At 45.6% G+C, this 13,420-nt stretch carries 12 protein-coding genes and 1 pseudogene; 8 read left to right on the top strand and 5 right to left on the bottom strand.

What is annotated here, in order from left to right:
• Window positions 1–4 precede the first annotated feature (4 nt).
• From ACQ4M5_RS37095 to ACQ4M5_RS37080, 4 genes are all read right to left on the bottom strand, one after another.
• A complete protein-coding gene (locus tag ACQ4M5_RS37095; RefSeq protein ID WP_430680812.1) occupies window positions 5–1,147 on the bottom strand; it encodes an FAD-dependent monooxygenase in 1,143 nt (380 codons plus the stop codon).
• Window positions 1,144–1,977 (bottom strand): class I SAM-dependent methyltransferase, encoded by an 834-nt coding sequence (locus ACQ4M5_RS37090; protein WP_430680811.1) that lies wholly within the window; start codon window positions 1,975–1,977, stop codon window positions 1,144–1,146. The genes ACQ4M5_RS37095 and ACQ4M5_RS37090 overlap by 4 nt, the downstream gene beginning before the upstream one ends.
• A gap of 14 nt (window positions 1,978–1,991) precedes the next feature.
• Window positions 1,992–4,511, bottom strand: coding sequence for a TonB-dependent receptor domain-containing protein (locus ACQ4M5_RS37085; protein WP_430680810.1), 2,520 nt, complete (start codon window positions 4,509–4,511; stop codon window positions 1,992–1,994).
• A 139-nt stretch (window positions 4,512–4,650) separates the two neighbouring features.
• Window positions 4,651–5,643, bottom strand: coding sequence for a helix-turn-helix transcriptional regulator (locus ACQ4M5_RS37080; protein ID WP_430680809.1), 993 nt, complete (start codon window positions 5,641–5,643; stop codon window positions 4,651–4,653).
• Window positions 5,644–5,837: 194 nt separating this feature from the next.
• On the opposite strand from ACQ4M5_RS37080, the gene ACQ4M5_RS37075 reads away from it, so the two are divergent.
• Window positions 5,838–6,821 (top strand): metal ABC transporter solute-binding protein, Zn/Mn family, encoded by a 984-nt coding sequence (locus ACQ4M5_RS37075; protein ID WP_430680808.1) that lies wholly within the window; start codon window positions 5,838–5,840, stop codon window positions 6,819–6,821.
• A gap of 3 nt (window positions 6,822–6,824) precedes the next feature.
• Here the strand turns inward: ACQ4M5_RS37075 and ACQ4M5_RS37070 are convergent, their stop codons facing one another.
• Window positions 6,825–7,634, bottom strand: a complete 810-nt coding sequence (locus tag ACQ4M5_RS37070) for a hypothetical protein (protein WP_430680807.1) — start codon at window positions 7,632–7,634, stop codon at window positions 6,825–6,827.
• Window positions 7,635–7,730: 96 nt separating this feature from the next.
• Between ACQ4M5_RS37070 and thrS the strand changes: the two genes are divergently transcribed.
• The 7 genes and pseudogenes from thrS to ACQ4M5_RS37035 all read left to right on the top strand — a co-directional run bounded on the left by thrS (window position 7,731) and on the right by ACQ4M5_RS37035 (window position 13,321).
• A complete protein-coding gene (gene thrS / locus ACQ4M5_RS37065) occupies window positions 7,731–9,590 on the top strand; it encodes a threonine--tRNA ligase (RefSeq protein WP_430680806.1) in 1,860 nt (619 codons plus the stop codon).
• 25 nt (window positions 9,591–9,615) lie between these two features.
• Window positions 9,616–10,206 (top strand): Crp/Fnr family transcriptional regulator, encoded by a 591-nt coding sequence (locus ACQ4M5_RS37060; protein WP_430680805.1) that lies wholly within the window; start codon window positions 9,616–9,618, stop codon window positions 10,204–10,206.
• A 3-nt stretch (window positions 10,207–10,209) separates the two neighbouring features.
• The gene (locus tag ACQ4M5_RS37055; RefSeq protein WP_430680804.1) at window positions 10,210–10,584 is read left to right on the top strand and encodes a DUF1636 domain-containing protein; all 375 of its coding nucleotides are present in this window, start codon (window positions 10,210–10,212) and stop codon (window positions 10,582–10,584) included.
• A gap of 53 nt (window positions 10,585–10,637) precedes the next feature.
• Entirely contained in the window at window positions 10,638–11,639 is a 1,002-nt protein-coding gene (locus tag ACQ4M5_RS37050; protein WP_430680803.1) for a CobW family GTP-binding protein, read from the top strand.
• Window positions 11,640–11,739: 100 nt separating this feature from the next.
• Window positions 11,740–12,396 (top strand): GTP cyclohydrolase I FolE, encoded by a 657-nt coding sequence (gene folE, locus ACQ4M5_RS37045; RefSeq protein WP_430680802.1) that lies wholly within the window; start codon window positions 11,740–11,742, stop codon window positions 12,394–12,396.
• Between the two features lie 71 nt (window positions 12,397–12,467).
• Window positions 12,468–12,881, top strand: a pseudogene (locus ACQ4M5_RS37040) (CobW family GTP-binding protein); the annotation flags it as partial.
• A gap of 50 nt (window positions 12,882–12,931) precedes the next feature.
• On the top strand, window positions 12,932–13,321 hold the full coding sequence (locus ACQ4M5_RS37035; RefSeq protein ID WP_430680801.1) for a transposase family protein: 390 nt from the start codon (window positions 12,932–12,934) through the stop codon (window positions 13,319–13,321).
• Window positions 13,322–13,420 lie beyond the last annotated feature (99 nt).

The following is a 13,420-nucleotide window of genomic DNA, read 5'->3' as shown; positions in this document are numbered from 1 at the left end:
GAGGTTATAAAGCTTCGATCAGTGCAGGGGACTTGGTAAAGCGCTTCAGGAGCCACGATTCAGGAATATATTTTATGTACAGATTCGTGAGTGCGATCGCCCATTGATGATCCGGCAGCATCATCTGAGTCATCTTAAACGCATCTTTCTGTAACTCATCTACACCCCGTCTAAGCTGATTTTCATAGGCTGCAAACGCTGTCTCATAGCTCTGTTGAGCAAGTTCTTTTGCTAATAGGTACGCTCCTAAAATTGCCATGCCTGCTCCGCGCCCAGACATTAGTGTGAGTGTGTAAGCAGCATCGCCTAGTAAGCACACTCTCCCCTTTGACCACTGCGGCATCACAATTTGCAGCATATCATCGTAAAAAATTGTGTTTGGGTCTTCAACACTGCGAATCACTTCTGGAATCAGCCATTCTGTGTCACTAAACTCTTTGAGCAGATGTGCAACTCGCTCAGAGGGTGGAATTTTGCAGTTTGGTAAGGATTGATAGAGCAGAAACGCGCCAACGCCTAATGAGCCATACTTCCCAATTCCAGCAAAGCGGCGAGGCAGGGTGATGTTATAGTTACAGTCTCCTAAATTTGAGGGGATGTGCTGGCTGAAAAAAGCCATGTAAGCAACATTGAAAAACTTCTCAAAACCGCTTCCAAACACTTGTCTGCGGGTTCGAGAATGTACACCGTCTGCACCAATGAGCAAGTTAAATGATTCAGTTTTGCCAGAGTCAAACGTAGCAATCACTCGATCGCTCTGTTGCTCGATCGACTCGATCGATCGCCCAAACCGGATCTCCACTTGGTCTTTGACTGCATCATAGATTGTGAGATGTAGATCAGCACGACTCAAAGCTAAATTGCGCTCTCCAACTGTGAAAAATTTGCCCATATCTAACTTGCGAATGATCTGCCCGTTACCGTCCACGAATGCAGATTCAGTCATTGGAATGCTTTTCGCTGCGAGTGTGTCTAAGAGTCCCATTTTTTCTAGAATTTGCACACTCGCGCCATAAGTTCCTAATGGATACCCAATTCGCCTAAATTCTGTTGCTTTGTCGATGACGATCGGTTGAAAGCCATACTCACGTAGCCAATACGCTAAAGTTAGCCCAGCAATTCCGCCACCTGAAATTAGAATGTTCATAGCTGTATGAGATTGAGTTGCAAGATACGAGCAGAATTTTTGAAGACTGGGACAAGCAAAAATCGAATGTATCTTGCCCAGAGAGGTAGACGATTGGGGTGGTCAGCAAACTGGGTCAACGAATAGATTTCATTTTCAAGCCGAATGCCTTCTCCCCAAGTTTCTAGTTCTTGCCCAGAGTCGAAGCCTGACTTAAATTCAGCCGTAGTTTTGGAAACGGTATCATGCTGCTTAGATTTGCTTGCCGTACTACGATTGAGGATGTCTAGGACAAGATGAAGCGGAGCAAGGCGATCGCGCAATGCTAAAACAATGCTCTGATTTTCTGCTTCGCTCAGATACGGCGAAACGCCTTCCATAATGACCATCAATGGCTGATTCGGCTCTCGTTGAATCTGATCGATCCAAGCAAAATCTAGAATCGATCGAGCAATGAATCGATAGCGATCGCTTTCTTCAAAGAACTTTCGCCGCAGATCAATTACTTCAGAAAAATCGACTTCGTACCATTTGACTGTTCCGTTATCGACACGGTTGAACCGAGTACACAAACCACATCCCAGATTGATCACAATGGCATTCGGATGCGCTGTGAGAAAAGATTGCACAATGCGATCGTATTCTCTTACCCGAATGATCACCCCTAGCTGTGATGCCCAACCTTTCTCGTACTTCCTAAAGTCATAATCTGTTCGTTCAGCAATCTCAACAGCTTTCGGATCTTGAAGCAATCCGTCTGAGCGTTTTGTTTCGACCACTCTGGCATAGAGTGTAATCATTAACGTTTCAGCGACACCTGTTAATTGTTGAGTGGGTTCTAGTTGATTCATTGTGCGATCGCTCCTTAGAAACTAGCTCGAATCTGAAATCCATAAGTCACCGGATCACCAAAAGCCGCAATCACATTGGGTGGCGGAAAGACAAATCCTTGAGTAATGTAGCGAGTGTTAAAGAGATTGTTTGCAAAGACATACACTCCCCAGTTATTTGATTCGTATCCCAATCGGGCATTGACTAAAGCATACGGCTTTTGCCTGATTTGATTCGCATCATCAAAGAAAGTTGTGCCTGAACCAACTAGATCGACACGGGCAAAGATTCCGCCGGGACTGCGATACTGCGCTGCTAAGTTATAAGTGAAATTGGGTGCAACTGGGACTTTGTTACCATTAAAATTTTGTCCTGTAAATGGGTTGGAATATCGCTCAAATCGAGCATTCGTGTAGCCAACTCCAGCGATGAGATTTAATCCTCTGATTGGCTCGGCTCTCATCTCTAGCTCAAATCCAGTGCTTTTAATGTCAGCATTGGCAATATTGCTAAAAAATCCGGTTGTATCAGCTAGAGCAACTTGATAGTTACTGGCATCAATTTGGAAGAATGCCAGATTTGCTGTGAGACGATTGTTCAGCCATGAGGTTTTAACTCCAAGCTCATAGTTCCAAGAAAATTCTTCTGCAAAGCGGCGAGTTGCTTCGGTGTCAGAGCGATAGTTAAATCCACTAGGGCGATATCCTTTCGCGATCGTGCCATACGCCATCACATTTGGACTAAAGCGATACTGCGCTCCAAACCGAGGAATAATGGCATCACTTTTTTCTTCTAATCCACTCTCAGTAGGACTGAGAGGCACATCACCCACACCTGAAATTGTAAAAATGCGTCGTCGTGCCATCTCAACGCTCGAAGTTTCGTAGCGCAACCCTGCAAACAGAGTCAAAGGCTCGATCGGCTTAAAATCCATCTGTCCAAATGCGGCATAGGTATAGCGTTGCTGTTCGGCTGAAACATTATTTGTCCCAGCCGAAGGCGCTCCAAATGCTGCGGCTCCCTGGCTACTCAGCGAAATGCCATCGCGAATGGTATTGAACTCACGCGATTCAAAATAGCCCCCCACTGTCCAACGAATGCGATCGGCTTGTTTCGGAGACTGAAACCGAACTTCCTGCGCCCATACCGTTGAATCGAATGCGCCAACCCCAGTAAAGAGATCCGCAGGGGTATAGTCTGCTTCGGTGGCAAAGTCTTGCCTTGTCGATCGACGAGTGGTAGTGGAAACTGCCTGAAATCCTGCGCCATCATAGGCAATTTTCAGGGCTTGAGTATTGTTGTCTAACCGATGGAACCCATTAAAATCCTGTGCAACTTTAAAGGGATTCGAGGTATCTCGCGGGGCGAAAATGGGACTACCATCTTGATCTGAATTCACTGTTCCATTGAATGAGATATTCCATTCTCTAGAAGGAGTCCAGAGAATCTGAGCGCGACCTGCTAGACCGTTCTTTTCGCCCACATTACGATCGAGAAAAGTATTCTCTACAATGCCATCTCGCGCTCTATAGACCCCTGCTAATCGAAAGAAGAGTTGATCTTGAATAATGGCATCACTCAGCGAGAGTTGCAGGTTACGAGCGTTATAGTTCCCATAGCTTGCAGAGGTTCTAATTTCTGGCTGATTGCTAGGAGGGCGGGAGATGATATTCACCACGCCAGCCTGAGAACTTCTGCCATAGAGCGTACTTTGAGGACCCCGCAACACTTCGACCCGTTCTAGATCGAACAATGTTCCATCCAAAAAACCACCGTAGTCATAGGGAACATCATCAATATAGAAAGCTACATTGTCTTGGGATGCTAGAAAGTTAAAGTTACTTAACCCGCGAATGCTGTAGTAGTCGAAGTAAGAAGCACCTGTTGAACCTTTCAAAAACGTAAAGTTAGGAGTACTGTTCGCAATGCTCTGTAGTGAGTCGATTTGAGCATCTTCTAGCTCTTGTCTGGGAAAAGCAGTAATACTGATCGGAACATTTTGTAGTGTGTCTTCTCGCTTTTCTGCTGTAACCGTAATCTCGTCTTCTGATTCGGTAAAAACATTCACCGCTAAACCTGTCCCACTTGCGATGATGTCTCCTTCGATCGGGATTCCCTTTGCTGCCGTGATCATAAGCTGGACACTGCTTGCAGTGCTATTTGTTGCGATCAAGCTTGTAATGTCTGGGGTCGGCTTATCTTGTCGAACTTCGGTTTGTAGTTGAGCATTGGGAATCGTAATGATCAAGCGCTGATTGGGCTGCTGCGAAGTTGCACTCTCGCGCTTTAGAGTACCTTGTAGAGTCTTGCCATCTGCTGTTTCTAGTATAATTTCTAGCTCACCTTCACTCGGCTTGAGTCGAATATTAGTAATCACTGTGGGGATCAGAGCTTGGGAGAGCCATTCTCCGATCGTGGTTGCAGGACGCTGAATGTCTTGCAACTGTTGAGGCTCTTTGGTGGGCTGTGATTGCTCTGGTTGAAGTGGATTTGCTAAAGCTGGAGAGGCGATCGCTAAAGCGCCAATCACAGAGAGTTGAGAAACTCGAAACATTGCATACTCCTTAAATTTTTTATTAAAAGCTGATCGTCTATTGCAACTGATTCTCATTCGTAGTTATGAGAAATTGTAAGTCGATCGATTCGATGATTTTTGTCTCAAACGGATTTTTCAGATGTCCCAGACGGATCTTTTAGCGGCGATTTCGATGAACGCTCGGATTCACCCCGAAGTACTTTTTATAAGCTTTGTGAAACGAACTTAAGCTGTTGTATCCGACTGTTTGTGCTGCGATTTCGACTTGGATGTTTTGTGCTTCCAACAAAAATCGTGCCTGTTCCATGCGGTGTTGATGTAAACAACCGAATGCCGTTGTGCCAAACACCTGATGAAATCCTTGCTTGAGTTTGTAGTCGTTCAGTCCTACCTGTCGGGCTAATGCAAGTAGTGAAGGCGGATTGTGCAATTGCTGGATTAAAATATCACGCGCCTGGTAGATTCGCTCTACTTCGTCTGATCGCAGTCGGCGCGGTGTTCGATGGGGACGACGTTCTGCAAATTGATGGATCTGTAGCGCGAGTAGTTCTAGTACCTTGCCTTCTAAATAGACACGCTGAGTCGCGCCTTGGTATGGACAGTGCAGGATTTGATGAAGCGCGGTCATCATGGCTGGAACGATCGCGCTTTGCTGCCAGTAAAAGTAATCGGTCTTCTGTAAGCACTGCCTTAAGTTTAGCGGTAAAGTATCTAGCTCATCTGTGAGTAAGGTTCGTAAAAGCTCAGGTGCGATCGCAATTTCTATAAACCTGATTGCTTGATTCGCGGGAAGTCGCCCGATCGTCTGTGCCTCAGTCATGCCAACAGTTAGACAAGTTCCTGGAGAAATCCTTGTTTCCGCAGAAGAGTGAGTGGCTGACATATTAGCTGTTCCAGAGATCCCGTAGCACAGTCCGAACAGGGCGTATTGATTATGAGAAAAGATTGTTAACTCTTCTCCCAATTCATAGGTTTGGACATATAGCTCTAATCCTTCTCGCAGATGCCAATTCTGAATTGAGCCGTTCCCAAGTTGACGAGGAAGGTTGAGATGAGTTTCGTACTCATTGCTGTGAAAAGGAATTCCTGTTTGAGAGTGGATCTCTTCAAACATCTCTGACAAATCTTGCACCGTAATTTTCAGGTTCAATTCAGCCCTCCTCAGCACAGTGAAAAAGTTATGAAATAATAATCATTCTCATTTTGCAGCTTCAAATCTCTAGAGAATTTAAGAATGTTATCAGCTTTAATTGATAATTCTTCCGAGTTGCTTGCTGTCTTACATCAAATATTGACGGTATTCCGCTCAAACGTGATAATGATTATCATTTCAAAAATCGTATCATGATTTTTTCTCAGTTCAAACGATCGCGATTCCAGTACCTACTCGCGACAGCGATCGCATTCAGTCTATTCAGTAGTTTGAGTTCACGCGCTACTGCTCAAGATAAACCGACTGTAGTTGCGACAACCAGCGTTTTGTGTGATTTAGCGAAACAGATTGCTGAAGAAACGATTAACCTGAAATGTCTGATTGATGCGGGGTCTGATCCGCATGAGTATCAACCGAAGCCTGACGATCGTAAAGCGATCGAATCTGCCAAACTGATTCTCTATGCAGGCTATAACTTTGAAGAGAATCTCATGAGCGTGATTCAAGCTGCTCCTAACTCAGTTTCCAAGGTTGCTGTGAATGAAGTTGCAGTACCAAATCCAATCAAAGGAGATGGACATGACCATAGTGGACACAATCACAGTAAATCGAGTGAACAAACTGATCCGCACGTCTTTCACACAGCAGATAATGGCATCAAAATTGCAAATGTAATCAATCAGAGCTTGACTAAGATTCAGCCGAATCAAGCCAGCACTTACACGAACAATACAAAGAAGCTAACGAATGAGCTTTCTCAGATTCACACCTGGATACGATCGCAGATTCAGACGATTCCCATGAGTCAGCGTTGGCTAATTACTACTCATGATGCTTTTGAGTACTATGCTCGAACTTACAATCTGGGAGTTGCCGCGACCTTACAAGGAATTAGCACCGATGAGAAACCGACAGCACTACGGGTTGCACAGCTTGTGAAAGACATTAAAACTTTGGGAGTGCCAACGATCTTTGCAGAAATGACTGTGAATCCGAAACTGATTGAGGCAGTCGCACGAGAAGCTAAAGTAAAAGTCTCAGAACGCAAGCTTTATGCAGATGGAATTGGAACGCCAAACAGTGAAGCAGATAGCTATCCAAAAATGCTGATTGCGAATACTCGTACGATCGTAGAAGGATTGGGCGGAAAGTACACCCCATTCAAGTTGAAATGAGACTCAGTTGGGTCGTTTGTTCCAGATTACTACGATCGTTCCTGTCTGATCCTTTGTTGGAATTAAGTTGAGATAGCGCACAAAATCACCTTGCCGAATTTCGTACACTAACCCGCCTCCATAGTTCGGTTGAGACACAACTCGAAACACAGTTGAATCGAGTTTGCTCTGGAAAAATGTCGTAAAAACTTGCTCCGGAGTCTGCTCCAAAATCAACGTAAAGTTCCCATCGAAGCCAGCTAATGGCTTTTCGATATCGTAGCTGTTTGGATCTGTGGCTGACTTTTGATAAAACAAATCAGGTTGCTCAAAGTAAAATTCAGGGACATCAATGCTGGATGCTTTGAGCTTGCTGAGGTTCTGCATGGTCAGGTCAAAGGCTGCTTCTGCTTGTTGAGGCTTGGGAGTAACTTTTGGGCTAGGCGATGAATTGTTTGGAGGTGAAGGACTGGAAGGTGTGAATCGTGGAGAAGATTGAGCAGGTGAAGCAATTGGATTGGGAGAGCCAGGTGGAGAATTGCCTGCTCGCGGTGAGTCGAGAATCGGAGATGACACTGGAGTGGGAGTGGAGAAAGAAGATTGAACTGGATCGGGAGTGGGGGAAGGTTCAGGAGATGGACGCTCGGCAGGTTGAATCGAAGCTTTTGGGGGAGAAGATGGAACCGGGGGTAATTTGACGATCTGAATGAGGTCACGTTCAACCTTCTGAATCGGCGCGTCGAACTGTAGAGGAATCCGCAGGAGCAGAGCATGAATCCCGATCGAGGCGATGAGCCAGATCCAGAACGGCAGTTTCTTGGGAAAAGCACTCACAGTTGAGCAGACTCAGAATGAACGACTTTGCTGTATGTCTAATCCAACTTCTCAGTTTACGCTAAACTGAGAACGATTATCATTATTTCTATTTCTATGGTCAGTCAACTTTCTCGCCCCTCCTCCAGAGATGCCTTGCAGCAGAGCGATCCGCAACAATTGCTGAAAATTCGCCATACTTGTGCTCACATTTTGGCGATGGCAGTGCAAGCGCTGTTTCCTGAGACGAAAGTCACGATCGGACCTTGGACAGACACCGGGTTTTATTACGACTTTGATCGAGCCATTCCCTTCACGCCAGACGACTTAGTGCAGATTGAAGCAGAAATGCGGCGAATCATTCGAGCCAATCTGCCCATCATTCGAGAAGTAGTAGAGTATGACTCGATTCGAGCCGAGATCGAGCAGTTGAATGAGCCATATAAGTTGGAAATTCTCGATCGTATTCCTGCTGGGGAGCCGATTACCCGTTACTTTATTGGCAATCCCGACAGTGGGCGTGCAGATCAGGTCGAACCCTCGTTGATTGATGCGATCGTGCTACCGCCTGACGAATATTGGTGGGATCTCTGTGCCGGACCTCACTTAGAATTCACAGGTCAAATTAACCCTAATGCGATCGCATTAGAAAGTGTTGCGGGTGCTTACTGGTGCGGGGATGAAACTAAAGCACAACTCCAACGCATTTATGGCACAGCCTGGGAAACTTCAGAACAGTTACAAGCCTACTTACAGCAACGAGAAGAAGCAAAACGGCGCGACCATCGTAAGCTCGGACAAGCCTTAAAGCTATTCAGTATTGAGGAAGATGCAGGCGGTGGATTAGTCTTCTGGCATCCACGCGGGGCAAGAATGCGACACATCATCGAAGACTATTGGAGACAGTCACACATTGATGCAGGCTATGAGTTGCTCTACACTCCGCACATTGCGAACTTAGATCTTTGGAAAACGTCAGGTCATTTCGATTTCTATCGGGATAGTATGTTTGATCAGATGGAAATCGAAGAACAGCAGTATCAAATTAAGCCAATGAACTGTCCGTTTCATGTGTTGACCTACAAGCATGAACTCCATTCCTACCGAGAGTTTCCGATTCGATGGGCAGAGCTTGGAACTGTGTATCGATATGAGCGTTCAGGAGCATTGCATGGTTTGATGCGGGTGCGTGGATTTACTCAAGATGATGCTCATATCTTTTGCCTGCCGGAACAGATTGAAGATGAAATTCTCGGCGTTCTAAATCTCACAGAAAAGATTTTGTCAGACTTTGGTTTCTCGAACTATGAGGTTAATCTTTCCACTCGTCCACCTAAATCGGTTGGGAGTGATGAGATTTGGGAAAAAGCAACGATCGCACTTCAACAAGCGCTAGATCGAAAAGGTTGGAACTATGTGATCGATGAGGGTGGCGGCGCATTCTATGGACCTAAAATCGATTTGAAGATTGAGGATGCGATCGCACGTCGTTGGCAATGTTCTACGATTCAAGTCGATTTCAATCTACCAGAACGCTTTGAAATGGAATATGTGGCGGCAGATGGTACTCGCCAACGTCCGATCATGATTCACCGAGCAATCTTCGGATCGTTAGAGCGCTTCTTCGGTATTCTCATCGAGAACTATGCGGGTGACTTTCCGCTGTGGCTTGCACCGATTCAAGTTCGATTACTCCCTGTGAGCCAGGATCAACGAGACTATGCAGAAGCGATCGCGCTTCAACTGAAGCAAGCTGGATTTCGGGCTGAAGTCGATCGTACCAATGAACGACTAGGTAAGCAAATTCGTACTGCCGAACTTGAAAAAATCCCAGTTGTCTCGGTGGTTGGCAAAAAAGAAGTTGAGTCTCAAACTTTGAGCATTCGGACTCGACACAAAGGAGAATTAGGAGCATTAACGCTCTTAGAACTCTGCGATCGACTCCAGCAAGCTGTCTTAAACCACTCAACCCTGTAAACATTGCATTAAGAGGCACAGTGCAATGACAACCTTTCTTCGTTCAATGTCTGGAACTGTAGAAACATCAACCATCACCTTTGTTCAGCAACCCCACAGATTTGAAAAGCAAAAGCTGCTACCGCTTCAAAGTAACGTATTTTGGCAGATTGAAAGTGGTTTTGTGCGATCGCTAACTTGGAGCGCTGAGGGCGAGGTGATTACCCTGGGCATCTGGGGCAAAGGTGACATTGTAGGACGAACTCTCTCGCGGTTAGAAGTCTATCAGCTTGAATGCTTAACCCCTGTCGAAGCCATTGCCTTAGCCTATCCAGAACAATGTTCTTTTGAAGCCCTGCAATCTCACCTTCAAAACGTAGAAGCTTTGCTGAGTATTGCTCATATCAAACGGATTCGCGATCGACTGCTAAATCTACTGCATCTATTCGCCTGCCGATTTGGAGAAAAAATCGAGCAAGGCTATCTGCTCCAAGTCCGGCTCACGCATCAAGTGATTGCAGAACTCATCGGGACAACTCGCGTAACTGTGACGCGATTGTTCAACGAGCTAGAAGATGAAGGTATGATTTCTCGCCCAGGCAAACATCGAACTGTTTTGCATTTCACGAGGCTTTAAGAGATGACGCATCATGTTTTGTTTGTTTGTCGATCGTGTTCTGTTTCCAAGCACCAGCGAGAACATCTCGGTCATCCTGGAGGATTTCATCTGCTAGAACAACTCAAGCAGGAGTTTGAAACTTGGAAGCCGAATACACCCTTTTTAATTCGAGAAGTCGAGTGTTTAAGCGCCTGTAATCGTCCTTGTGTCGTTGCGCTTTCGGCTCCAGGTAAAACGACTCTGATGTTTGGAGACTTACCGCCGTTTGAAAGTGCGATCGCTATTCGAGAACTTTGTCAGCAGTATTTCCACAGTGCTGACGGAATTGTACCGAGAAGAGATCGTCCAGAGCTTTTACAGAAAGGCATCTTAGCAAAAATTCCACCTGTGACGTAGATTTCTCTCAAATTAATGTAGAATGATAATCGTTCTCAAAACTTTCTCACGTCATGCACTCAGCAACTCAATCCCACATCGAGATCCCGAAACGGGGAATGCCTGTCACGATCATCACCGGATTCTTAGGTAGTGGCAAAACAACACTACTGAATCAAATCCTGAAAAATCGCGACGATCTCAAAGTTGCAGTGCTAGTGAATGAATTTGGAGACATCAACATTGATTCACAGCTACTCGTTTCACTCGATGAAGACATGATGGAACTGAGTAACGGTTGTATTTGCTGCACGATCAATGACGATTTGATCAATGCGGTTTATCGAATTCTGGAACGAGAAGATCGAATCGATTACATGGTGATTGAGACAACCGGAGTTGCTGACCCTTTACCGATCGTGCTTACCTTTGCTGGCTCTGAGCTAAGAGATTTAACGCATCTCGACTCAATTTTGACGGTTGTTGATGCAGAAACATTCACGACAGAACATTTTGAGAGTCAAGCTGCAATCAGCCAGATTATATATGGCGATATCATTCTGCTCAACAAAACAGATTTGGCAGGACAAGAGAAAGTTGCTGAACTAGACCATTGGATTCGCACAACTAAAACAAGTGCACGAATTCTACAGACTCAATATGGCAAGGTTCCACTGCCTCTGATTTTGGATGTTGGCTACTTCCAGCCAGAAACCTATGAGAACGAGCATACCGAGAGCCACGATCATGAACACCATCACCACCATTCCGATCACTTAGCAAATGACGGCTTTGTTTCAATGTCGTATCAAAGCGATCGACCTTTTTCGGTTCAGAAGTTTCAGAACTTTCTGGATGAATTACCGATCGAGATTTTCCGAGCAAAAGGACTGCTCTGGTTTAAAGAAAGCTACCTGAAACACATCTTTCAACTGAGCGGAAAACGGTACGACATTCAAACCGAAGAATGGCAAAAGCCACCCTCAAATCAGCTTGTGCTAATTGGTCGAAATTTAGATACTGAGCAACTGCGACAACAGCTTGATCAATGCTTAGAGCCAATTCATCTAAGCTAGTTGCTCAGTAATTTCAGCTTTCATGCTCCTGATTAGAGGTGAAAACCGCCAGTTCTGAACTGGCGCATTGTCCGCTGTCTACCCTTCTAAAAATAGCAACATGACCCCACAATCTTCGTCTGATCTTGTCCTGCCTGATTCAGTTGAAACGTTTGCTGCGCTTAAGACTCAATCAAAGCCACCCGTTTCCGATGCCGAAATGATGCAAGCCGTCAGAACCTTGCTGCTGGGATTGGGAGAAGATCCCGATCGAGAAGGCTTACGTGATACGCCGAAACGAGTTGTGAAAGCTTTGAAGTTCTTGACCCAAGGCTACAATCAATCGCTAGATGAATTGCTCAATGGTGCAGTCTTTCACGAGAATGCCAATGAGATGGTTTTAGTTCGTGACATCGATTTGTTTAGCTCCTGCGAACATCATATCTTGCCGATTCTCGGACGCGCTCATGTTGCTTACATTCCCAATGGCAAAGTGATCGGACTGTCAAAAATCGCGCGAATTTGTGAGATGTATGCTCGGCGCTTACAAGTTCAAGAGCGATTAACAACCCAGATTGCGGATGCGTTGCAAGGCTTACTCAAGCCACAAGGCGTTGCAGTCGTCGTGGAAGCATCACATATGTGTATGGTCATGCGAGGGGTACAGAAGCCTGGATCATGGACGGTTACCAGCGCAATGAAAGGTGTGTTTGCGGATGATGCGAAGACGCGGCAGGAATTTATGGATCTGATCCGCCATAGTCCAAAGTTTAACTAATTGCTTTGTAGAGCAATCCATGTTCAAGTCCGGTTGGATTGCTCTTTCTTCATCATTTGAGTGTACCTGCAATGCCTGAAGAACTGTCCATTCCAGAAACTCGACTACCTGTAACCATCATTACGGGATTTTTGGGGAGCGGAAAGACAACGCTGCTCAATCAAATCCTGAAGAACTATCATGATGTCAAAGTTGCGGTTTTAGTAAACGAGTTTGGGAGTATTAACATTGATAGTCAGTTACTCATCTCGATCGACGAAGACATGACCGAGCTTTCAAATGGCTGTATCTGCTGTACGATTAATGGCAATTTAGTAGATGCAGTTTATTCAATTTTAGAACGACGCGATCGTATTGACTATCTCATTGTCGAGACGACAGGACTCGCTGATCCGTTACCGATCGCACTCACTTTCTTAGGAACAGAACTCCGCGACTTTACTCGCATTGATTCGATCTTGACGCTGGTTGATGCCGCAACCTGGATCTATCGCCTGAGTCATGCTAGGGAGTGAAATCCTTTATCCTGCGATCTATGCAACCGCTTCTGACTCAACGACTGAACATTCCAGGCATAGCAGTCGAAGACTACTCCGAGACAGATGAGGCGCTGATTCTGGAGGTGAAAGCACAGGATACGAGTGCCATCTGTTCGGGCTGTGGGCAAAAGAGTTTGCAGTTGCATCAAAATCACCGACATCGGGTACGAGACCTGAGTATCAGTCAACATCGGGTGTATCTGAATCTGAATCGACGACAGTTCAAATGCCAAACGTGTCGAAAGCCCTTCAGTGAGGCGTTTGAGTTTGTGGGCAAGCGGCGGGAGTATACCGACCGCTTTGCAGAAATGATCGTGCAGCAAGTGCGACATAGCGCCATGCACAAGGTTGGGGTGTGCCCACGAGATACGCAACCAGTGCATTAAGAGGACTCAGAACGCTTGTCAGATAGACGGTTGAGTAAATCAATCAACCTGGGCGACACGCCAAAAATCTCAACAGATATCTGTCGTGTATTGGATCGG

Source organism: Leptolyngbya sp. AN10, assembly GCF_050565645.1.
Taxonomy (GTDB): Bacteria; Cyanobacteriota; Cyanobacteriia; order Leptolyngbyales; family Leptolyngbyaceae; genus Leptolyngbya.
Note: the sequence above shows the minus strand (reverse complement) of the source record. Positions and strands in the feature narration are given on the sequence as shown.

Coding starts and splice junctions, on each gene's coding strand:
- ACQ4M5_RS37060 (WP_430680805.1), top strand. CDS start 9,616: ATGACAACCTTTCTTCGTTCAATGTCTGGAACTGTAGAAACATCAACC.
- ACQ4M5_RS37035 (WP_430680801.1), top strand. CDS start 12,932: ATGCAACCGCTTCTGACTCAACGACTGAACATTCCAGGCATAGCAGTC.
- ACQ4M5_RS37095 (WP_430680812.1), bottom strand. CDS start 1,147: ATGAACATTCTAATTTCAGGTGGCGGAATTGCTGGGCTAACTTTAGCG.
- folE (WP_430680802.1), top strand. CDS start 11,740: ATGACCCCACAATCTTCGTCTGATCTTGTCCTGCCTGATTCAGTTGAA.
- thrS (WP_430680806.1), top strand. CDS start 7,731: ATGGTCAGTCAACTTTCTCGCCCCTCCTCCAGAGATGCCTTGCAGCAG.
- ACQ4M5_RS37090 (WP_430680811.1), bottom strand. CDS start 1,977: ATGAATCAACTAGAACCCACTCAACAATTAACAGGTGTCGCTGAAACG.
- ACQ4M5_RS37050 (WP_430680803.1), top strand. CDS start 10,638: ATGCACTCAGCAACTCAATCCCACATCGAGATCCCGAAACGGGGAATG.
- ACQ4M5_RS37085 (WP_430680810.1), bottom strand. CDS start 4,511: ATGTTTCGAGTTTCTCAACTCTCTGTGATTGGCGCTTTAGCGATCGCC.
- ACQ4M5_RS37075 (WP_430680808.1), top strand. CDS start 5,838: ATGATTTTTTCTCAGTTCAAACGATCGCGATTCCAGTACCTACTCGCG.
- ACQ4M5_RS37055 (WP_430680804.1), top strand. CDS start 10,210: ATGACGCATCATGTTTTGTTTGTTTGTCGATCGTGTTCTGTTTCCAAG.